General features: G+C 59.1%; 18 protein-coding genes. 4 read left to right on the forward strand and 14 right to left on the reverse strand.

Annotated features, from left to right (window positions below):
• Positions 1–64: 64 nt before the first annotated feature.
• The 8 genes from glmM to B30_RS04905 all read right to left on the reverse strand — a co-directional run bounded on the left by glmM (position 65) and on the right by B30_RS04905 (position 10,759).
• Complete coding sequence (gene glmM, locus B30_RS04870; RefSeq protein WP_009570905.1) at positions 65–1,411, reverse strand: phosphoglucosamine mutase; 1,347 nt, start codon at positions 1,409–1,411, stop codon at positions 65–67.
• The gene (folP, locus tag B30_RS04875) at positions 1,401–2,426 is read right to left on the reverse strand and encodes a dihydropteroate synthase (RefSeq protein WP_009570906.1); all 1,026 of its coding nucleotides are present in this window, start codon (positions 2,424–2,426) and stop codon (positions 1,401–1,403) included. Before folP ends, glmM begins: the two co-directional genes overlap by 11 nt.
• A gap of 8 nt (positions 2,427–2,434) precedes the next feature.
• Positions 2,435–3,361, reverse strand: a complete 927-nt coding sequence (locus B30_RS04880; RefSeq protein WP_009570907.1) for a dihydroneopterin aldolase — start codon at positions 3,359–3,361, stop codon at positions 2,435–2,437.
• A gap of 151 nt (positions 3,362–3,512) precedes the next feature.
• A complete protein-coding gene (locus B30_RS04885; protein ID WP_009570908.1) occupies positions 3,513–4,202 on the reverse strand; it encodes a cell wall hydrolase in 690 nt (229 codons plus the stop codon).
• A gap of 201 nt (positions 4,203–4,403) precedes the next feature.
• Positions 4,404–6,947, reverse strand: coding sequence for a putative PEP-binding protein (locus B30_RS04890; RefSeq protein WP_009570909.1), 2,544 nt, complete (start codon positions 6,945–6,947; stop codon positions 4,404–4,406).
• A gap of 99 nt (positions 6,948–7,046) precedes the next feature.
• Positions 7,047–9,287 carry a glycine--tRNA ligase subunit beta gene (gene glyS, locus B30_RS04895; protein ID WP_009570910.1) on the reverse strand — a complete coding sequence of 747 codons (2,241 nt, stop codon included), beginning with the start codon at positions 9,285–9,287 and terminating at the stop codon, positions 7,047–7,049.
• A gap of 3 nt (positions 9,288–9,290) precedes the next feature.
• Positions 9,291–9,818, reverse strand: coding sequence for a DUF6446 family protein (locus B30_RS04900; RefSeq protein WP_009570911.1), 528 nt, complete (start codon positions 9,816–9,818; stop codon positions 9,291–9,293).
• On the reverse strand, positions 9,815–10,759 hold the full coding sequence (locus B30_RS04905; protein ID WP_009570912.1) for a glycine--tRNA ligase subunit alpha: 945 nt from the start codon (positions 10,757–10,759) through the stop codon (positions 9,815–9,817). The genes B30_RS04900 and B30_RS04905 overlap by 4 nt, the downstream gene beginning before the upstream one ends.
• 257 nt (positions 10,760–11,016) lie before the next feature.
• On the opposite strand from B30_RS04905, the gene B30_RS04910 reads away from it, so the two are divergent.
• Entirely contained in the window at positions 11,017–12,762 is a 1,746-nt protein-coding gene (locus B30_RS04910) for a trypsin-like peptidase domain-containing protein (protein ID WP_009570913.1), read from the forward strand.
• Positions 12,763–12,837: 75 nt separating this feature from the next.
• On the opposite strand, the gene B30_RS04915 is transcribed toward B30_RS04910, so the two are convergent.
• From B30_RS04915 to metZ, 4 genes are all read right to left on the reverse strand, one after another.
• Entirely contained in the window at positions 12,838–13,575 is a 738-nt protein-coding gene (locus B30_RS04915; RefSeq protein WP_009570914.1) for a DUF998 domain-containing protein, read from the reverse strand.
• Between the two features lie 30 nt (positions 13,576–13,605).
• Positions 13,606–15,054 carry a TrkH family potassium uptake protein gene (locus B30_RS04920; protein ID WP_040401875.1) on the reverse strand — a complete coding sequence of 483 codons (1,449 nt, stop codon included), beginning with the start codon at positions 15,052–15,054 and terminating at the stop codon, positions 13,606–13,608.
• A 55-nt stretch (positions 15,055–15,109) separates the two neighbouring features.
• Positions 15,110–16,228, reverse strand: a complete 1,119-nt coding sequence (gene folE2, locus B30_RS04925) for a GTP cyclohydrolase FolE2 (RefSeq protein ID WP_009570916.1) — start codon at positions 16,226–16,228, stop codon at positions 15,110–15,112.
• Positions 16,229–16,313: 85 nt separating this feature from the next.
• The gene (gene metZ / locus B30_RS04930; RefSeq protein ID WP_009570917.1) at positions 16,314–17,522 is read right to left on the reverse strand and encodes an O-succinylhomoserine sulfhydrylase; all 1,209 of its coding nucleotides are present in this window, start codon (positions 17,520–17,522) and stop codon (positions 16,314–16,316) included.
• A 315-nt stretch (positions 17,523–17,837) separates the two neighbouring features.
• Between metZ and B30_RS04935 the strand changes: the two genes are divergently transcribed.
• The 3 genes from B30_RS04935 to B30_RS04945 are packed head-to-tail and all read left to right on the forward strand — an operon-like array spanning position 17,838 to position 20,642.
• A complete protein-coding gene (locus B30_RS04935) occupies positions 17,838–18,761 on the forward strand; it encodes a hypothetical protein (RefSeq protein ID WP_157789788.1) in 924 nt (307 codons plus the stop codon).
• A 50-nt stretch (positions 18,762–18,811) separates the two neighbouring features.
• Positions 18,812–19,528, forward strand: coding sequence for a glutathione S-transferase family protein (locus B30_RS04940; protein ID WP_009570919.1), 717 nt, complete (start codon positions 18,812–18,814; stop codon positions 19,526–19,528).
• 1 nt (position 19,529) lies between these two features.
• The gene (locus tag B30_RS04945) at positions 19,530–20,642 is read left to right on the forward strand and encodes an alpha/beta hydrolase (RefSeq protein WP_009570920.1); all 1,113 of its coding nucleotides are present in this window, start codon (positions 19,530–19,532) and stop codon (positions 20,640–20,642) included.
• Here B30_RS04945 and B30_RS04950 read toward each other — a convergent pair.
• Both B30_RS04950 and B30_RS04955 read right to left on the reverse strand, forming a co-directional pair.
• Positions 20,639–21,286 carry an inner membrane-spanning protein YciB gene (locus B30_RS04950; protein ID WP_009570921.1) on the reverse strand — a complete coding sequence of 216 codons (648 nt, stop codon included), beginning with the start codon at positions 21,284–21,286 and terminating at the stop codon, positions 20,639–20,641. The genes B30_RS04945 and B30_RS04950 overlap by 4 nt on opposite strands.
• Positions 21,287–21,296: 10 nt before the next feature.
• On the reverse strand, positions 21,297–22,199 hold the full coding sequence (locus B30_RS04955; RefSeq protein ID WP_009570922.1) for a DMT family transporter: 903 nt from the start codon (positions 22,197–22,199) through the stop codon (positions 21,297–21,299).
• Between the last annotated feature and the right edge of the window lie 61 nt (positions 22,200–22,260).

Here is a 22,260-nt window from a genome sequence, read left to right on the forward strand (position 1 = left end):
CGATATATTATAAAAAAGGCGGCCCATTAAGCCGCCTTTTTTTATCTTTATCCAACATATCGGTTTACCGCGTTGCGGCTTCCACCGCCGCAACCACCTGATCTACAGCCCCGTTCAACACGGTCTCGCTGACGCTTTCCGCCATCACGCGGATCAACGGCTCGGTGCCGGATTTACGGATCAACAACCGGCCATTGCCCAAAAGCTTGGCCTCCGCATCCGCGATCGCCGCTTTCACGCCGCCATTCTCCAAAGGAAGCTGCCCTGAGGCATAGCGCACGTTTTTCAAAAGCTGCGGCACCGGGTCGAACACCTGTGACATCTCAGAGGCCTTTTTGCCGGTCTCAACCATAGCGGCCAGGAATTGCAGGCCCGCCAACAAACCGTCACCGGTCGTGGCATAATCGGTCATCACGATATGACCGGATTGCTCGCCGCCAAGGTTGAACCCGCCCTGACGCATCCGTTCGACCACATAGCGGTCGCCCACAGAGGTGCGCTCCAACCGTAGGCCTTCCGCCTCCAAGAATCGCTCCAACCCGAGGTTCGACATCACGGTCGCGACCAAAGCCCCTCCCGCCAAACGGCCCTGATCGGCCCATGATTTGGCCATCAACCCCATAAGCTGGTCGCCATCAGCCACCTGCCCGGTCTCGTCCAAAATCATCACCCGGTCGGCATCGCCATCCAAGCAAATGCCAACATCCGCGCCATGTGCCACCACCGCTTCGGCGGCAGTTTGAACATAGGTCGAACCACAGTGATCGTTGATGTTGCGGCCATTGGGATGGGTGCCTACAGGGATCACTTCGGCACCCAATTCCCAAAGCACTTCAGGGGCGGTGCGATAGGCCGCGCCATTGGCGCAATCAATCACCACCTTGAGACCCGAAAGGGTCATCCCACGCGGCAGGGTGGATTTGACTCGTTCGTTATAGCGAAACCGACCATCGTCGATCCGTTTGGCGCGGCCGATATTGTCGGCCTGCGCCGGCTCAATATCGGTTTCCATCAGGCGTTCAATTTCAGTCTCGGCCTCGTCCGACAATTTGAACCCATCGGGGCCAAAAAATTTGATGCCATTGTCCTCAGCCGGGTTGTGCGAGGCGGAAATCATCACGCCGACATCAGCGCGCATCGAGGTGGTCAACATGCCCACGGCCGGGGTTGGCACCGGACCAAGCAGAAACACGTTCATGCCCGTCGAGGTAAACCCCGCCGTCATCGCGGTTTCAAACATGTAGCCCGACAGGCGCGTGTCCTTGCCAATCACCACGCGATGTTCGCGCGAACCATCGCGGCGGAAATAACGCCCCGCGGCGGCGCCAAGTTTCAGCGCCATCTCCGCCGTCATCGGTGCGGAGTTGGCCCGCCCACGCACACCATCCGTGCCAAAAAGTTTACGCGTCATGCTGACCTCCCTCGCCACTCACTGCCTGCCACAGGGCAAGCGCTTGTTTTGTCTCTTTGATATCGTGGACCCGCAGAATCTGAACTCCCTGCGCCACCGCGGCCAAGGCCACTGCGATGGAGCCCGGCGCGCGATCTCGCGGCGCTGGCGCCTGACCGATCCGGCCAATAAAGCCTTTGCGCGACACGCCCAAAAGCACACCGCATCCAAGCGCATGAAACAGCGAAATGCGCTGCAAAAGTGCAAGATTATGATCCTGAGATTTGCCAAATCCGATGCCCGGATCAACGAGAATGCGGGTGCGGTCAATGCCCGCCGCCTCTGCCACGGCAATCCGCGCCGCAAGGAAGTCATAGACATCCAACAGCACATTTTCATACTCGGGATGCTCTTGCATCACCTCCGGGTCCCCTTGGGCATGCATCAGGCACACAGGCGCGCCCGCTTGCGCCGTGACACTAGCCAAATCGGGATCATGGCAAAACGCATAGACATCATTGACCAAATCCGCTCCGGCGGCCAAGGCCGCAGCCGCCACAGGCGCTTTGCGCGTGTCGATGGAAATTGGCACCGATGAGCCCGCCCGAATGGCGGCAATCACCGGCGCGGTGCGGGTGATTTCGACCTCAGGGGCAATATAAGCCGCGCCCGGACGGGTGCTTTCGCCACCAATATCAAGGATATCCGCGCCCTCAGAGACCATCATCTGCGCCCGTGCCAGAGCGGCTTCGGGGGCGTCAAACAACCCGCCATCGGAGAAACTATCGGGTGTGACATTGAGAATGCCCATCAGGTTTGGCCGCGCAAGATCCAGCCCAGCCAAAGGCGCACGGGGAACGGTCAGGCGGGTTTTGACCTCCTCGGGCAGATCGGCGGCGGGAATGATCTGCGGCGGGGCTGTGCGCGACAACACCTCGACCTGCGAAAACCAGACCCAGCCCCCCGCAAGCGTCAAAGCGCCTGAGGGACGCGCAGGATCAATGGAGAGGATGGGACGATAATAGAGAGAGGACATCGCGAGGCTCACTTGGAAGCCGCAGGAAGCTGACAGGGACCAGCCAGATCAAGCGCATGCGCGCCGTCAATCGGGGTGTCCCCCAGCGTCAAAAGCGCGACTGCAGACATTTCTTGCGCCAACCACACGACCAGATCACCGACCTCGCCCTTTGGCCCGTGCACCGCATCGAGTACCATTTTTGACGGGGCCCAAACCGAGATATGGCCTTGGCGCGCCGCCCAATCAAGTTCGGTGCGCGAGGCACGCACCACACAACGCGGGTCACGGCCCGCAAGCGTCCACGCATTTTGTTCTATCGCCAAAAGGTCAATCCGCCGCTGCGCAGGCTTTGCCTCCGACTGCGGACGTTCGCTCAACGGCAGGCCAACCGTGACAATCACCGGACGCGGGTCGGCATCCATCGCGTCGATCCAAGCCGTAAGATTTGGATGGGACAACGCCTCAGGCGAAAGATGCACAATCACCGGATGCGGCACGGGTGTCACACTCTGCGCGCTTATGGGGTGATCCGTGGCGGGGTCAGAACTGCGCACAATTTCAACGCCCAAAGCGCCCGGCCCCCGGTCCAGTTTTTCGATGCGGACAAAGACCCGAAACGCGCGCGGCTCGGACAGGATGCGCAGGGCAATGCGTTCGGCCAGAGTTTCCAACAGGTTGAGACGCTCTGCGGCTAATTCGATCTGAATGGCCTCGGTCAGTCGATCATAGGACAGGATGCGGTCGACATCGTCGTCAATGGGGCCACTGACCGGCGTCAATTCAACCACCACGTTGAACACCACCCGTTGCCGCACGCCGCGCTCGGCCTGAAAGGCACCGATTTCGACCTCGACCACATGATCGCGCAGGGAAATTCGGTCATGTGGAGCCTCTGCGGCGGTGGCGCTGGCGCGCACTTCGGGATGCTCAAAGGCCTGTCGGATCTCGGACACGTTTGGGTCTTTCGTGGTTATTTTCGCCTTGCTACAATTATTTTCCCGGCGCGTCCAAGGCCAATGTCCCTTTCGCCCCTCACCTCGCTGCGAACGGCAAAACCCCGCCGTTTTACCGGCGGGGTCTGAAACAAATCCGTGATCTGCGCTGTTAGACTTTGGGTTTGCGATAGAAATAGTGAACCCCGATCTGCGCCGTGCGGGCGAATTTGCGCGCCCAGCTCGGCGTCACCGCACGGGTATGATAAAATGTGGCCCCTTCGGTGAGCGGGCGCGGCGCACCATCCAACATCAGGCGGGCGACCTTGCTGACCCGATCCCATGCCGCCGGCTCTGAAATCACTTCGGCGCGGCCATCGCAGGTATAGGTGAATTGGCACTGGTATTTTTTGCCGGTACCCTGATGGATGACGCCACAAACGGTGTTCGGGAAGGCCGGAGAAGACACGCGGTTGAGGATCACTTCGGCCACGGCAAACTGACCTTTGACGCTTTCGCCGCGGGCCTCGAAATACAGCGCCTCAGACAGACACTGCCATTGCTCGCCACCCGTCGCTTTGGGCTGTTGCAACAAGAACGCGTCGGAATACTCGACGCTCACGGGGGGCGTCGGCTTTGGCTTCGGCTTGAAGCTGGCCAGCAACCGTTCGATCGCATCCGCATCGACATTTTTCAAACCGTTGCGCTCTTGGTCCAAAAGCGCCGTCAGCGGCAGGCCAAGCGCGAGGCTTGGGTCGTTTGACGAGCTGAGTTTGACGTCAGCCTGGCCTGCACCGGGAAGGGCGCAAAGGCCAAGTGTAGCCACAAGCGCAAGCGCCGTCAGCTTGTTTAAGGATCTCATTTATCCCTCCATTGCGCCCAACCTTTAGGCCTCACGGGGTGTCATTCGAACGGCGGGATAGGGTAATTTTCCTCAAAGGTCCAGTCTAGGGCGTTCCAGCGGGTTTCTGGACAGTCAAGACACAGTTGTAAAAACCCATAAAATTCTCAAAAAACGGCCAATAAGAGCCTTTATTTTCAGCAACTTGAAAGCCGACTGTGATCACTTTGCCTCTTCGGCGACAAGTTGCGCAGCGGCAAGGCGGGCAACCGGCACGCGGAACGGTGAACAGGACACATAATCCAACCCAATGGCCCGACAGAAGGCGATAGATTCGGGGTTACCGCCATGTTCGCCACACACCGCCACGGTGAGGTCCGGACGGCTACCCCGCCCGCGCTCCGTACCAATCCGCAACAACTCCCCCACCCCTTCGATATCGAGCGTATGGAACGGATCTTCGGGGAACACGCCCTGTTGCACATAGGCGTTCATAAACCGACCCGCATCATCGCGCGACAGGCCATAGGCCATCTGTGTCAAATCATTGGTGCCAAAGGACAGGAAATCGGCGTGTTGGGCGATGTCATGGGCACGCAACGCGGCGCGCGGCGTTTCAACCATCACCCCAAGCCGATAGGTAAAGGCGGCACCAGTTTCGTTTTTCACGGCCGCCGCCACCCCGTCGATCTGGGTTTTGACAATCTCCACCTCGCGGCGCGCCGATACCAGCGGGATCATGATCTCGGGCACCACAGGCGCGCCATGTTTGGACGCCTCCACCGTGGCCTCAAAAATCGCCCGCGCCTGCATTTCGTAAATCTCGGGGAAGGTGATGCCCAAACGCACGCCACGCATCCCCAACATCGGATTGAACTCGGACAGCCATTCGATCCGGCGCGTCACATCGGAGAGCGGCAAATCGAGCGCTTCGGCCAGTTCCTTGGCCCCTTCGCGATCGGAGGGCAGAAATTCATGCAGCGGCGGATCAAACAGCCGAATGCACACGGGCAAGCCTTCCATGATCCGAAACAGCTCAATGAAATCAGACCGTTGCATCGGCAACAGCCGGGCGATGGCTTCGGAGCGATCTTCGTGCGCGGAGGCGAAAATCATTTCGCGCATCACCGTCAAACGGTCCGCCTCAAAGAACATATGCTCAGTCCGGCACAGCCCGATACCTTCGGCCTTAAAGTCGCGCGCCATGGCGGCGTCTGCTGGCGTGTCGGCGTTGGCGCGCACGCCCAAATCGCGGATCGCGTCGGCCCATTCCATCAATTGCAAATACCAATGGTCCTTCACCGGCGGCAACATTTGCGCCTCCCCGACCAAGGCCTCGCCTGCCGAACCATCGAGGGTCAAAATGTCCCCCTCGGCCAGTTTGCGCCCGTCTTCCAAGGTCAGCGTGCGTTCGCGCGTGTTGATGCGGATCGACGCGCCGACCACACAGGGCACGCCCATGCCACGCGCGATCACCGCCGCGTGCGAGGTCACGCCGCCGCGTTCGGTCAAAATGCCGACCGAGGAATGCATGCCGCGGATGTCTTCGGGCGTGGTTTCGCGCCGCACAAGGATGCAGGGCTCACCGCGCGCCTCATAGGTTTGCGCCACCGTGGAGTTGAACACGATCCGACCAACCGCGCCACCCGGCGAGGCGGCGATGCCTTTGGCGATCACATCTCGCGGGGCGTTTGGATCGACTTGGGGGTGGAGCAATTCGGTCAACGAGCGTGGCGGCACCCGCAAAATCGCATCTTCGTGCGAAATAATCCCGTCTTCGGCCAATTGCACGGCGATGCGCAGCGCAGCCCGCGAACTGCGAGGCACCCGCACCGCGTCCAGCACGCTCAATTTCCCACCCGAAATGGTGAATTCCACCTGCATCTCTTCGCGCAGCCGTTGACGGCAGAGTTTGCTCATCTCAACCAATTCGGCAAAGAGTTTCGGCTGTTCTTCCTCAAGCGACGGGCCACGCACGTCCTGCGTCAGGTACATCGCGTTGCTCTGTGCCGAGAGCGCCTCGCGCCCCTGTGCCTGACGTTTGTAGCGGCCTTTGATCAACGGCGCGCCGGTCGTGGCATCGACAAGCTGCATCACCCCCGCCCCGGATTCGCCCGGCCCAATGCCCAAGGACATCGCCTGAACGATCAAGCCAAGTCCGGCATCCGCAGGCGCGCCTTTGGCCTGACGCAACAGCCGTGCGGTCGTGCCCTCCCACGCGCGCGCCATCGAACGCAACACCTGCCCCAATTGAAACGCCGGATCTTGCGGGAACGGATCGCCGGTCTCGTCTTCATGGGCGCTCAGAGCCGATTTCAAAGCGTCGGACACCGACATAGACGCGTCAAATTCGAACACTTCCGGGTCCAAACGCTCGACATGCACGGCATAAGATTGCACGAATCGAAGATAAAGCGCGTCCGCCGCCTCTGGACCGTGGGTTTTGGTCAGCTCGGCGTGGCGGGCATCATTCATCCCGATGTTGAGAATGGCGCCGGGGCCGCCCCAATCGGGGTCCTCGGACGAGGGCCGCACAGAGAGCAGTGGCGCATCGCCAAACACCCGCAACAGCGCATGTTTGTCGAACGTCTGCCCTTCGGCCAGCCGGTGCACCGCATCAAAGCTCAGTGCGATGGTTTCAGGCACGGGGAGATCAAGCCGGATCAAACGCTGAAGGCATTTCGCCCGCCCGCCATGGGTGTTCACGGCAATCGGTGCGACGCGGCGGATGCGGGTAAACCCGAGGTTTTCATTGTCTTGCTGCACTGCGGCACTCCCTTTGTGGCGCAGGGTACGCTTGGGGAGGGCGTGAGCGCAACTGAAAGGTTTGCGCTCACATCAAATGTTGCAGCCCCAAAGCCGGGTTTAGCCCTCTAGCTTGGTCAGGTCAGCGACAGAGAGGCAAATGTCGCGAATACGACCCAAAAGGTTCAAGCGATTGCGGCGCAGGATGTCATTGTCGGCATTGACCTGAACCGCCTCAAAAAACCCATCCACCGCTGGGCGCATCGCGGCCATGGCGGACATGGCGGCGGCGAAATCTTCTTCTGCCATCGCGGGTTTGATCGCGGCTTCGGCGGTGTCGAGTGCGGCAAACAACGCCTTTTCTGCATCGTTTTCGGCAAATTTGATGTCCGGGCCAAAGGAATATTCGACGCCATCTTTCTCCTCGGCCTGGGTGAGGATGTTGTTGGCGCGTTTGAAGCCTTGGATCAGGTTTTTGCCATCTTCGGTGGCCAGTGTTTCCGAGAGCGCGCGGGCGCGTTTGACCAGAAGAGTGATGTCGTCGGCCCCGTCCATCGCGAGACAGGCGTCGATCACATCATGGCGGATGCCTTCGTCACGCAGGAAGACTTTCAGGCGGTCATGGAAGAACGCGAGCAGATCCTCGGACGTATCGGGTACAGTGCCCGCCGCCGAAATCACTGCATCCTTTTGCGCCTCAGACAGCTTGTCTGCAATCGCCTCGAACGCTGCGCCGAACACGCCATGTTCCGCGATCTCTTCGAGAATTTCTTTCAGCGTGTCGATGATACCGTCATTCTCGTCCGCTTCGGCGATCTTGTGCTCCAGAAGTTGCGCATCGACAAAACGGTCGAGGTTCAGACGCACGTTGTTTGTAATCAACAAGCGGATCACCCCCAACGCTGCCCGGCGCAGCGCGAACGGGTCTTTTGATCCCGTGGGTTTCTCGTCAATCGCCCAGAAGCCTGTCAGCGTGTCGAGCTTGTCGGCCAAAGCCACGGCGACGGAGACCGGGTCGGTCGGCACGTCGTCTGAGGGGCCAAGCGGCGAGTAGTGGTCGCGGCAGGCGTCGGCGATGGCGTCAGACAGCCCGGCTTTTTTGGCGTAGTAGCGCCCCATGATGCCTTGCAGCTCGGGGAATTCGTAGACCATTTCAGAGGACAGATCGGCCTTGGCGACTTTCGCGGCCAATCCCGCTTCATCTGCATCGGCCCCAACGATGGGCGCGATTTCACGGGCCAAAGCGGCGATGCGGGCAATGCGTTCGGACTGCGAGCCAAGTTTGTTGTGGAAGGTGACATTGGCCAAGGGCGCGCCCATGGCCTCAAGGCCCTTATTGTCTTTGGCGCGCTCCACCGTGCGCACGTCATTTTCCCAAAAGAATTTCGCATCTGAGAGACGCGCGGAGAGCACCTTTTGATTGCCCGCCAAAATCGTCGCGCCATTGTCCGCCGTTTCGCGGTTGGCCACAGTAACGAATTTCTCGATCCGACCGGTTTTGGGATTGCGCACGGAGAAGAATTTTTGGTGTTCTTTCATCGAAGTCTGAAGCACCTCGGGCGGCAGACCAAGGAAAGCGTCGTCAATATCGCCCATCAACACCACCGGCCATTCGATCAGCCCCGCGACCTCGGCCAAAAGGCCTTTGTCGTCCACGACTTCCAGACCCTGTGCAAAGGCTTGGGTGGTGGCGTCCTGCCAAATATGATCAGCACGCTCAACCGGGTCCAAGACCACGAAATTCTGTTTGAGTTTTGCGACATAGCCGTCAAAGTTCGACACCTTGAACGATCCTTTGGACATAAACCGATGACCCCAAACGGTATTGCCCGCAGTGATCCCGTCGATCTCCAACGGCACGACGTCTGCGCCCTCCTCAGAGGACAAGATGCAAACGATAGAGTGCAGCGGTCGCACCCATTTCAGGCTGCCATTGCCCCAACGCATGGATTTGGGCCACGGGAAAGTGCGGATCGTGTTTTCCAAAACCTCGGCCACGATCTCCGCGGCCGGACGGCCCGGCTTGGTGATCTTGGCGACATAGACCTGGCCTTTTTTCTCATCGCGGATGTCCAAATCATCCTTGGTCACACCCGCGCCACGCAGGAAGCCATCAAGCGCCTTTTCCGGCGCATCCACACGAGGACCTTTGCGCTCTTCAACCGTGGTCGGCGAGGCGGCCAACAGCCCCTCAATGGACAAGGCCAAACGGCGTGGCGTGGCGAACGCACCGGCAGAGGCATAGGTCAGACCCGCCTCAACCAGACCGTTGGTGACAAGGGATTTCAAATCCTCAGAAGCGCGCTTTTGCATCCGCGCCGGGATTTCCTCAGAGAAGAGTTCGATCAGCAAATCGGGCATGGATCAGTTTCCTTCTGGCGCGGGGGGACAATCCGCAGGCGCGGGATCGCCGTCAAACACGGCCGCGCCACAATGGTTGATTTGGTTCCAGGCATAGCCGCGCCCGTCCGGGTAAACGGCGACCACACGGTCGATGCCGTAGGGGGCGTTTTCTTCGCCCAGAAACGCCACGGCGGTCCCGGCTTCGATGTCAGCGCCAATGCGCCCGGCGTCAAAACAGTCAAACCATTTCTGCGCCACCAAAGGGGCGGCATCGGTATAGGGTTTGAAGGTCTCGGTCATCATTGGCAGCGAGAGCGGCGTGGTGAAACAAGCGCGGAATTTGATCGGCGAGGTGTCGGCGTCGATGCCGTTGAAATTCTCGGCCAAAATATCCTCTGTCACTCCGTCAAACGTGGTCAGGCGCACGGTGGCGGCGGGGGCATTGGCGTCGATCGGTTTATAATAGGCGTAGATTTGCGAGTAATAGAGACCCGCGCCAAAAACGATTGCTGTTAACACGATGCCACCTGCGACGAATTTACCATTCATTGCGCTGCTGCCTCGGGGGCATATCCACCCGCCGTGGTTTGCACGAAGGCATCAGCACAGGCCTTGGCCAAGGTGCGCACGCGCCCGATATAGGCCTGACGTTCGGTGACCGAGATCACACCGCGTGCATCGAGCAAGTTGAACAGATGCGAGGCCTTGATGCATTGGTCATAAGCCGGGTGGACCATGATGATGCGCTTTCCGGTTTTCGGGTCCTGTGCATCATTCGCCAGCAAAGCATGGCATTCGGCCTCCGCCTCTTCGAAATGTTTGAGCAACATCTCGGTGTTGGCGGCGTCAAAGTTGTGGCGCGAATATTCTTCTTCGGTCTGTTTAAAGATGTCGCCGTAAGTGAGCGGAATCGGCGATTGCGGGTCATTGAACGGCATGTCCATGACGTGATCAATGCCCAAAACATACATCGCCAGACGTTCCAACCCGTAGGTCAATTCGCCCGACACCGGACGGCAATCATGGCCGCCGACCTGTTGGAAATAGGTGAACTGCGACACTTCCATGCCGTCACACCAGACCTCCCAGCCCAGCCCCCACGCGCCAAGGGTGGGAGATTCCCAGTCATCCTCGACAAAGCGAATGTCATGCAAATCAGTGTCGATGCCGATGGCTTTCAAAGAGCCAAGATAGAGGTCCTGAAGATCGGGCGGGCTTGGTTTGATCAGCACTTGGTACTGATAATAGTGCTGCAACCGGTTCGGGTTTTCGCCATAGCGGCCATCGGTCGGACGACGCGACGGCTGCACATAGGCGGCGGCCCAAGGCGTTGTGCCCAAAGAGCGCAAAGTCGTGGCCGGGTGAAAGGTCCCCGCCCCCACTTCCATGTCGTAAGGTTGCAAAATGGCACAGCCCTTTGCGGCCCAATAGGCCTGAAGCCGTAGGATGATCTCCTGAAAGGAGCGCGGTTTTTCGGTCATCTCGGACATGGGTCACTCTCAGCCTTCGGAGCTTGGGAAACGCGGCTTCTCACTAGCCAAGAGCCGACGGGGCGTCAATCGAAAGGGGCGCCCACACGCGCATCTCGGCTGCATTCTGGCACATTCAGGCGGATTTGCCTGCCACACCTGACTTTTTTCCGTCATATCTCACCGGGTTGTTTGTTGACCTTCCTGTAAAACATGGTTTCTTTGCGAAAAGTTACAAGAATTGGGCCAAGCCCAGTCATCAGCAAGTAAGGGTTTCTATGCATAGGTTTTTCGCCGCAGTCCCATTTGGACTTGCCGCCACGTTGTCTTTCACTGCGGCCAACGCCCAACAATGGATTCAGGTCGAAGCCCAGCCGACCCTGACCCAAGCCACCGACGCGGCGCAAGGCTATGCCGCAAAACTGCCAAATGTGGTGGGGTTTAACCTTCCGGGCCGCTGGCATGCCATCGCATTGGGCCCCTACGCGACCGAGGCGGAGGCCGAAGACGCCCGCCGCGCCCTGCGCGCCCAAGGCATCATTCCCGGCGACAGCTATCTGACCGAAGGCGACCGCTTTCAACAACCGTTTTGGCCCGTGGGCGTCAATGTCGCGACCCTGACCCCGGCGGCCCCCGCTGAAACGGCTGCGCCTGTGACCGAACAGGTCGTTGAGACCGCGATGACCCCGGTGGAGATCGACGAAACCCCGGCCCAAGCCCGGCAATCCGAACGCGATCTGGACCGTCCGTCACGCGAGGCGTTGCAACGTGCGTTGAAATTCGCGGGTGTGTATAATTCCGGCATCGACGGCGCTTTTGGCCCCGGCACGCGGCGCGCCATGTCCGACTGGCAGGCCGCCAATGGCTATGACGTCACCGGCGTGTTAACCACCCGCCAACGCGGTGCGGTTTTGGCCGCCTATAACACCGTGATCGACAGCCTGTCCTTGGCCCCCGTCACCGACGATGTAGCAGGCATTGCCATCACCCTGCCCACCGGCATGGTGGGCTTTGATGCCTACACGCCGCCCTTTGCCAAATACTCTGCCAAAAACGGTTCCAATGTTCAGGTCATGTTGATCTCGCAAACCGGCGATGAGGCGACGTTGGGCGGGCTCTATGAGATCATGCAGACGCTTGAGATCGTCCCCATGGATGGCCCACGCAACCGCGACAGCACATCCTTCACCCTGACCGGGATGAATGCCAACATCGTCTCACACACCGAGGTGCGGTTGGCAAATGGAACGGTCAAAGGCTGGACCCTGATTTGGCCAGCAGGGGACGAACAACGCCGCGAGATGGCGCTTGCCGCGATGAAAGCCTCTTTCACCCCGATCGACGGCGTGCTGCCCGATGCCTATGGCAACGGCGCCACGCAGGACATCGACCTGATGGCTGGGCTTGAGATTCGCCGTCCTGAGGCCGCCGGAAGCGGCTTTTACGTCAATGCCTCCGGCGCGGTTTTGACCTCCGCCGCTCTGGTGGCGCAGTGTACGAAAATCACCTTGGACGACAGCTATGAGGCCACGGTCACCGCGACCCAAGGCGGTATGGCGCTTTTGACCCCCACCGAGCCTCTCGCCCCCCTCTCTGTCGCCCAATTCGACAGCCACTTGCCTCGGCTTCAGTCCGAAGTGTCTGTGTCTGGCTTTGCCTATGAGGGCCGCCTCGGCGCGCCGACCCTGAACTATGGGCTGATGGCCGAGCACAAAGGCTTGAACGGCGAAGAGGATTTGTTGCGTTTGGCGATGACCACGCTGCCGGGCGAAGCGGGCGGGCCGCTTTTGAACGGTCAAGGCGCGGTCATCGGCATGTTGGTGGACAAAGACGCCATCTCCGAGTCTCAAGCGCGCACCCTGCCCGGTGATGTCGCCTTTGCCTATGACATGGAAAAGCTCGCGACCTTCCTCTCAAACAATGGCATCGCCGTGTCGGCCTCGGACGCGGCGCGCGATATGTCGGATAGCGAACTGGTCACGGTGGGCCGCGATTTGACGGTCTTGGTGAGCTGCTGGAACTAAGTCAGCCCCCTCGTAAAATCGAAAGCCCCGCACATTTTGCGGGGCTTTTTTATGGGATGCGTAGCTATGCGCGCTTTAGGCACCGGGGACGATTTTGCGCATCAACCGGATCGCGGATTGATCCGCCTTGCCTTTGGTCAACCACGCCAAAGCGAAAATCCAAACGCCCAAGGCCTCGCCCCAGAAAATCAGATTGTGCCGAGAGACAAACTCCGCCGCCGCCTCACCGCCCAAACGCCCCGCCAAAAAGGCGGAGGTGATCAACACCAGCGTCGCCAAAATGCCGTAGCCACAGGCGCGGTAAATGCGGCGGCGGGCCAGGTCAGAGGTTTTGGGGAACTGCACCAAACAGAACACCACAAGACAGAGGAAAAACACCACAGCAGAGATATTATGCACCCAGGCCGATGGTCCGGTGTGGACCAGAATTTGGGTCACGGTGCGCTCCGGCACGACACAGCTCTCAGTCTTCACAGGACAATCTTCGAGCGATGGGAACACCGAGACCATCAGGGCGGAGAGGCCCGAGATCCGGGCCAGCACCAGATCAGAGAACCGCTCATCTGAGCGCCGCGCGTAACCTTTGTAGGAGATCAGGAACACGCCAATGGCCCAAAGCGCGCCGACAAAAACCTCGCGCAAAGGCGAGAAAAAGTAGTTGGACAGGCTGTCACGCAGGCTGCCCTCCACCCCCACCCCACCAAGGATCAAACTCAATGGCAGCAAAAGCGCAACAGCGCCAAGCGCTTGGCGCACACGATGGTAACTCATCACATGCGGGTCAGTGTCGGGCGTATTCGGTGTCTCAGACATGCGTGGTCTCCCAAGCGTTGTGTGGGGGAATTATGACCGCCAAAACCGGATGGTAAACAGTGCAAAGACCGACATAACCTCAAGCCGCCCGACCAACATGGCAAGGGCCAAGACCCATTTTGCCGGATCATTGAGCGAGGCGAAGTTGCCCGAAGGCCCGATGATGTCCCCGAGCCCCGGCCCGACACAGGCCAGTGCCGTGGCCGCGCCCGAAATCGCAGTCACAAGATCCAATCCGGTCGCCGCCAAAAGTACCGACGTGATGCCCAATGTGACGATGAAAAATGAGAAAAACGCCATCACCGAGGAGAGTACATCCTCAGACACCGGGCGGCCTTGGTAGCGCGGGGTGAAGACGCCGTTTGGGCTGTGAATTTTACGAATTTGCGCCCGCATCGAGGCAAACAATAGCTGATAGCGAAAGATTTTGACCGAGCACGCCGTCGATCCCGCGCAACCACCGATCAGGCCGATGAAAAAGAACGCAACGGCGGGAAAGGCGCCCCAAAGCTGGTAATCGACCGAGGCATAGCCGGTGCCAGAAATGATCGAGGTGACGTTGAAAATCCCTTCGCGAAAGGAGTGTTCGAAATGGTCCTCGTTGACGATCAGCCGGTAGATCGCGAAACACAGGGTCAGGCCAAAAATCACCGCCAAATAGGCGTGGATTTGGGTGTCGCGCCAAAACGGCCTGGCACTGCCCGCGATCAATTGCACATAGCGCACGAAGGGCAAGCTGGCGAGGATCATGAAGAAAGATGAGACATATTCCGCCGGGCCTTGGAAGGCTCCGAAAGAGGCGTCTCGGGTTGAGAACCCGCCGGTGGAGAGCGTGGTCAGCGCGTGGTTGATCGCGTCAAACCCGCTCATCCCCACCACCAGATAGGCGATAAAACAGGCCACGGTGAGCCAGACGTAAATCACCGAAATCCGCGAGGCGATTTCGGCGGCGCGGGGCAGGACTTTGCCATCCGTATCAAAGGCTTCGGAGCGAAACACCTGCATCCCGCCGACTTTGAGTTCGGGCAGGAACACCATGGCGACGACGATGATCCCGATGCCGCCGAACCATTGCAACATCGACCGCCAGAGCAACAGCCCCTCAGGCAGATCGTCCAGACCGGAGAACACCGTGGAGCCGGTGGTGGTCATCCCCGACATCGCCTCAAAAAACGCGTCCGTAAACCCGGCCTCGGTCGCGCCGAGCATAAAGGGGATGCCACCGAAGATCGGCAAGATGAGCCAGATCAGCGTGGTCAAAAGGAACATTTGTTGAATGGAGAGGCCTTCGGATTTGCCATTGGCACAAGCCAAAGCCATGGACACGCCCGCCACGGTGGTGACCACGCCCGCCTCCAAAAACACGCCCCATTCGGCATTGCCATAGGCCAGATCGACCAACAACGGGATCACCATCGTCAGCCCCAAAAGGGCCACGAGCGTTCCGACTACATATCCTACAGGCCGCAGATCCGTCATAGCGGCAAGGCTTGGCTGGCCAAAGTGCGCATGTCAAGAACGCGCAGCGTAACGATCATCCAACGTGAAAAAGTGTGGCAAAGAGTTTCGGATCAATACTTTGCGCCGCGAACGTGTCGCCCTCGGTCAGAACCGACACCGCATCATGGGAATGCAGGCTTTCCTGATGCGAGGCAATGATGCGAAAATCGCCGATCCGGTGGTCATGTTCGAGATTTTGCGCAAACAGCCGCGCCGCATCTTCTACGAAAATCGGATTGGCGGCGTTGAGTTCGGCAAAGGCCTGTTCGTCTTCGCGTTTGACCATGACCTGCGTCTCGGTCGGCACAGCCGCACGGCACAGATCAATCAGGTCTTCAAACCAAAGGGTGTCCGTCTGGTCGCGCACCTCGACCGAAATCCGCGCCACGGAGCGTTGTGAATGTGGTGTGGCCAATTGGTGCCGGGTGCGGCGCGCATGTTCGGAAAGTTCAAGAGAACAGGGGCAGGTGGAGCTATACACATAGTCCAAATGCATGATTTCTGTTATTTTCCCTTTGGTCTCCACCAGTTCCAAAGCGATGTCGTAATACTGATACCCGCTCAGCCCAGAGCGCAGCGAGGCGCGTTTGACCGGGAAGGAAAACCGCATCTGAATGCGCGCATCGAAACTGTTGAGATCGGCTTTGTAATCGCGCAGCGCGGCTTGGATCACGTCAAAGGAAAACGTGCGCTCGGAATGTTTGTAAAAGGAGCGCATGATCCGGGACATGTTGATGCCCTTTTTCTCCGCATCCAAACTGACCGTGCCGGTGACCGAGGTCTCAAGTGTCAGATCGCCCCCCGCGTCATGGCTGTCACGCGTGTGAAACCGGATCGGCAGGCGAAAATTCGAAATCCCGACATGCTGAATCTGACGTTTCGCGCCTTTGATCAGGCTTTCAGGTCCGTTTTGCAAATCAGGCAGCGTGTCGCGATAGGCCTCCGAGGCCTCGAAATCCTCAGGGTAGGCGCGCCGCAGCGCCGGGTAATTGGCGAAATCATCCGCCTCCGGCAAAAGCCGCGAAATCGCCGGGTCAAGTTCGGCCACCTCGGTCGGCGTGGCGCGGGTCGCCCAGTCACGCAAAACGGCCAAAGCCGCCTCGGCTTTGGCCCGCTCCGATGAGGTCTCAAGATCGCTTGGGTACATGTTCATGGGCACTCCCCCAAAAGGCTGTTTCGGTTGATATAGGGCGTCTTGCGCTCGTTACCAACAGATACGTGGGAGAAACCCCACCAGATCACAACGTATCCAAGGCCGCACGCAGATCAGCGATCAAATCATCAGGGTCTTCAAGCCCAAGCGACACGCGGACCATGCCGGGCGTGATGCCCAACGTGTCTTTCTGCTCTTGCGGCAGGCGTTGGTGCGTGGTGGTCGCCGGGTGGGTGACGATGGATTTGGCATCCGCGAAATTGTTGGAGATGGTGAAAATCTCCAAGGCATTCAGAAACTTAAAGCAAGCTTCCTTGCCGCCCTTGACGTCAATCGTCAACACGGTGCCGCCCGCCTCCGCTTGCGACTTGGCCAGATCATATTGCGGGTGGGCTTTGTGGGTTGGATAACGCACAGCATTCAGCGCCGGGTGCCCATCAAGCGCGTCGGCCACGGCCAAAGCCGTCGTCGCCTGTTGCCGCACGCGAAGGTCGAGCGTTTCCATCGACTTGAGTTGAACCCAGGCATGGAACGGGCTCATCGCGCCGCCAGTGTGTTTGAGATAGGCCTCAATCGGCCCCCGGATCAGATCGCGTGAACCGCAAATCATCCCGCCCAAACACCGTCCCTGCCCGTCCACATGTTTGGTGGTGGAATAGACCGACAGATCCGCGCCCGCCTCCGCGGCATAGGAGAAGATCGGCGTGCACATGGCGTTGTCGACCACGACTTTGGCATCGACCGCATGGGCCAGATCGCACACGGCTTTGAGGTCGATCACCTCCAAAGTCGGATTGGAAATACTTTCAAGGAAGACCAGCGCCGTGTCGGGGCGAATGGCTGCGCGCCACGCGTCCAGATCGGTGCCATCGACCAAGGTGATCTCCACACCAAAGCGGCCCAGAACCTCTTCGAGAATATAGAGACAGGAGCCAAAGAGCGCCCGCGACGACACGACATGATCCCCGGCTTTGAGCAAAGCCATCAACGCGCCATTGACAGCGGCCATGCCAGAGGCACAGGCAAACGCGTCCTCATAGCCTTCCAAAGAGGCCATGCGATCTTCGAACATGCGGGTGGTGGGGTTGCCGTAGCGGGCGTAGATAAATTCATCCTCGCCCAGCGACACAAACCGTTCTTCCGCCGCCTCAGCCGTATCATAGACAAAGCCTTGGGTTAGAAAAAGGGCCTCGGACACTTCGCCATATTGGCTGCGCCGAATGCCTTCATGCACGAGTTTCGTGCGGGTTTTCCACCCCGTGGTGTTCTTGGTATTGCTCTTCGCGTTGCTCATTTCACGGTTCCTTTCCGCCAACAAAAAAGCCCCCTCTCGATCAAGAGCGGGGGCGCGGCGGGTCATCCAACCCAGCGTCTCGTCCTGACCTCTTTAGCGGAATATTTTCGACGTACCCGTAGTTAAGAGCACCCCTGTGGCCCGCAATCCGGAGAACAAATCGCCACATCTGGTGGGGTACAAACCCTGCGACACTCTGTCAACTGCGTGCGGCACCGTTAACAAAGATTCACTCCGATGTCGCAGCATCGTGACAAACCCCACGCAGACTATGTGCAGTTCTCGGCGCATATCGAACCCAGGGGAGCGGCGTCCATGCCCCTCATGCAACTCAATGTCGACGGTCCTTTCCCCGCGTCCCGGACCAAGGACGCCTTAGAGCGCGCCTTGGCGGCAACCCCCGCGCAGGCGCCGGTGGTGATTTGCATCCACGGCTATAAATTTTCGCCCCATGTGCCCCAACATGACCCGCATGATCATATCCTGTCACTGGATCCCGGCTCCCATTGCCCAAAGGCACTCAGTTGGCCACGCGGCCTTGGATTTGGCCGCGGGGAGGCGGACGAAGGCCTGTGCATCGCCCTGGGTTGGGAGGCGCGCGGCACGATTTGGCAGGCCTACGCACAGGCCCGTCTCGCGGGTGAGGCCTTGGCGCGGTTGATTTGGACCATCAAGCGCCCGGTGCAGGTGATCGGCCACTCGCTGGGCGCGCGGGTGGCCCTGTCGGCGCTGCCGCATCTGTCTGAGGGGTCTGTGGGACGGGTGATTCTTTTGGCCGCTGCCGAGTTTCGTAGCACCGCGCTTTTTGCCATGGACAGCGCCGCCGGGCGCAGCGCCGAGGTGATCAATGTCACCTCACGCGAAAATGATCTGTTTGATCTGATGGCCGAACTGGCCCTGGCCCCCGATCATGGCGCGTCACGCACATTGGGGTCCGGGCTTGGCCAAGAGTTGCGCGGCTGGTGCGATCTTCAGATTGACGATGCCAGGACGCGGGCCTGTTTGGCGCAATTGGGCTATATGATCCCCGAAGCGGACAAACGCGTGTGCCATTGGTCGCCTTATCTGCGCGACGGGGTGTTTGATCTGTACCGCACGGCGCTGCGTCATCCCGAACAGCTTCCCATCGGATTGTTGAAACATCTGATGCCTGACGCCCCTGCCCCACGCTATTCGCGTCTTTTCCGGGGCCGTCGCACAGCTTCGCTCTTGTCCTTTTCGCGCAAAGCGTCATCCTGAGGCCATCCTTCCCACCCTCTTTCCTTTGATGACCGCACGGAACCGTTTTCATGATCGACACTCCCATCACGCTCTTCTATTGGCCAACGCCGAATGGCTGGAAAATCTCTATCGCGCTTGAGGAAATGGACCTGCCTTATGAGGTCAAATTCATCAACATCGGCGCGGGCGAGCAATTTGATCCCGCGTTTTTGAAACACGCCCCCAACAATCGGATGCCCGCGATTTATGACCCCGAGGGGCCAAGCGGTCGACCGATTTCGATTTTTGAATCCGGGGCGATCCTGCAATATCTGGCACGCAAATGCGGTCACTTTTATGGTGGTGGCGAACGCGACCAAGTCGCCGTGGATCAATGGTTGATGTGGCAAATGGGCGGGCTTGGCCCGATGGCGGGACAGGCGCATCATTTCCTCAAATACGCGCCCAAAATGGAGCCGCCGCACGATTTGCCCTATGCCAAGGACCGCTACCGCAACGAGGTCGCGCGGCTCTATGGCGTTTTGGATCGGCGTTTGGCCGAAGAAGAATTCGTCGCAGGCGATTTTTATTCCATCGCGGATATGGCGATTTGGCCTTGGGCCTCGCTATGGGAAGGCCAGGAGCAAACCTTGGACGACAAACCCCATCTTGCCCGCTGGCTTGCCCGGATCGCGGCGCGTCCTGCCGTTCAACGTGGCCGTGCCCTTGGGGCCGAACGGCGCACAGACACCGCCCATGACAAGGCCGCGCAAAAGATCCTCTTTGGCGGGACAAAAGGCACATAACGTGACAGTCTCCCGGCGGCACATTCTGTTGAGCGGCGGTGCTTTTGTCCTCACCGGCTGCGCGCAACCACTGATCAACAGCCCGCCGGGAGTGACCCCGGAGCAGACCCGCGACATTTTTGTCCTCACCAACCGCACAGTCTCGCCCGATGCGAAAGAAGCCTTTGAAGGCCGGCGGTCCGACGAGACCTTTTATCGCAGCTACACAATCTCCGTGCCGCCGGACCGGAAACCGGGCCATTTTTCATTTCCAAGGCGCAGCATTGATCCCAAACGCGAATTCTTTGTCGCACAGAGCAAAGCCTATGACGGTACTGCCGGGTTTCGCGCCGATTTAAACGCCCAAATCGCGCGCCGTCCCAAGGGCGATCGCGGCGTCATTTTGTTCGTGCATGGCTATAACGTCTCCTATGCCAGTGCGGTGTTTCGCGCCGCACAGATCGCCACCGATTTCAAGATGACCGAACCTATGGTGGCGTTTTCATGGCCCTCTGCGGGTCGGGTGTCGCAATATGCCTATGACCGGGATTCGGTGCTTTATGCCCGCCGCGCCTTGGCCGATGCGATCAAAGATCTGGCCAGATCGAACGCGCAAAGCATCACCATTCTGGCGCATTCGATGGGCGGGCTTTTGACGATGGAGGCCCTCAAACGGCTGGCTTTGGAGGGAGATCGACGCACATTGGACGCGCTCAACGGCGTGGTGTTGATTGATGCCGATATCGACGTCGATGTGTTTCGTCGTCAGGTCAAAGATGTGGCGCCCTATGGCGTGGAACTGGCCGTTGTGGCCTCGCGCCGGGATTCCGCGCTTAAGATTTCGTCGATCCTTACGGGCGGTCATCCGCGCGTCGGGGCCGCTGATGACATTGGCGCACTGCGCGAGATGGGCGTTTTGGTGCTTGATGTCACCAACGCGCCGGGGGCCGGGATGCTTGGGCATTTTGCCATGCTGGAATCACCCGAACTCTTGGCGATTATTGCCTCGGGCCAGTTGGTCAACGACATCGTCGCAGGCGCGCCCGGTCAGGATATTTTAATCGACGGGCTGACGCTCACCGGCAACGCCGCCTTGGCGATTGCCTATCTGCCTTACACCGCCACCGGGAATTAGGCCTTTGGCGTTTTGTCCTTGGGGGTGTCCTCTTCGGTCGAATGCCGGCTCATCAAGCCGCCTTGGGCCATGAAAAACGCGATCATTGCGATGGGCAGGCCAAAGGTTTTGAATTTGACCCAAGTGTCGGTCTCCATCGTCCGCCAAATCATCTCATTGGCCACGGCGAGCGCGAAGAAAAACAACATCATCCGAAAGGTGAGTTTTTTCCAACCTTGCGCATCCAACGGCATGACCTCACCCAGCACCAGCGACAGATAGGATTGGCCGCGCAGCAAGCCCACGCCCAACGCTCCGCCAAACAGCAGGTAAATCATCGTCGGTTTCATTTTGAAAAACCGTTCGTCATTGAGCCAGATCGTCAGCCCGCCAAAGACCACGACCAACACAAGCGTCATGATCTGCATGACGGAGAGCTTTCCGGTCAGCCGCCACAGCACGAAAGTCGATGCGGCCAAAAGCGGGATGAACACGGCGGTCATCACGATAAAGCCGGAATATTCCGTCCCCGCGATGGTGAACACCTTGTTTTTCAAAATCACATAGCCCGCGAAAAACGCCAGGATCGGCCCCATTTCGAGCACGGTCTTGACCACAGGATTGAGCTTTTTTTCGGCGATCGTCTCTGGTGCGTCTTCTGGCATGGTCTGTCCTTTATCCCCCTATCTCAACTATGATCGCACCGAGCGCAATCAAGGTCATCAACGCCAAACGGCGCGGTCCGACCTTTTCGCCCAAAACGATCCAGCCAATCAAGGCCGCAAACACGGTCGAGGTTTCGCGCAACACGGCGGCTTCGCCGACATTGTCCAACCGTGTGGCCAACATGATGCAACCAAACGAAAAATACGCCACGATGCCGCCGGTAAACCCACGCAGCGCCAAAGGGCCGAGCGCGGGCTTATCGACCATCTGACGATAGCGCAACGCGGCGACAACCGGCATCACAAGACCGTCAAGGAAAAAGAACCACGCCAAAAACGTGAACGGATCGGCGGTGGCGCGGATACCGTAGGCGTCATAGGTGGTGTAAAGTGCGACGAAAGACCCGGTCAAAACCGCCAACATCAGGGCGGGCACCATGGTCTCACGGCCCAAAGTGATGGTGCGCAAGTTATAAACCGCAAGGCCGAAGATCCCGGCGATCAACACCATCACACCCGACCATTGGATCAGGGTGAAATGTTCGCCAAAGACCAAGCCCGCGCCGATGACCGCGAAAAACGGCCCGGTGCCGCGCACCACCGGATAGACCACTGTGTAAGCGCCTTTGGTGTAGGTGTAGCCTTGGGCGATTTTATAGCCCATGTGGATGACAAACATGCCCGCAAAAATGATCCACATATGCGGTTCGGGCCATGGCACCACGAAAAGCGCAAAAGGCGCCGCAATGATGCAATAGAAAAAATCCATCGCGCCCCGAGACATCCACGGATCATGCCGCCCCTTTTGCAGCGCGCCAAACAAGGCATGCAAAAACGCCGCCGCCAAAGCCAAAGTGAGGGCTGCGTGGTGACCGGCCTCTGTGCCTTCAAGGGATAGGATCCAACTGCTCATAGCGCCCTGCTACAGAAGCCCATTGAAAAGGGCCAGAGGATTAAGCGCACAGGGGCCATGA

The sequence above is a fragment of the Celeribacter baekdonensis B30 genome (assembly GCF_000299875.1).
Classification (GTDB): Bacteria; Pseudomonadota; Alphaproteobacteria; order Rhodobacterales; family Rhodobacteraceae; genus Celeribacter; species Celeribacter baekdonensis_A.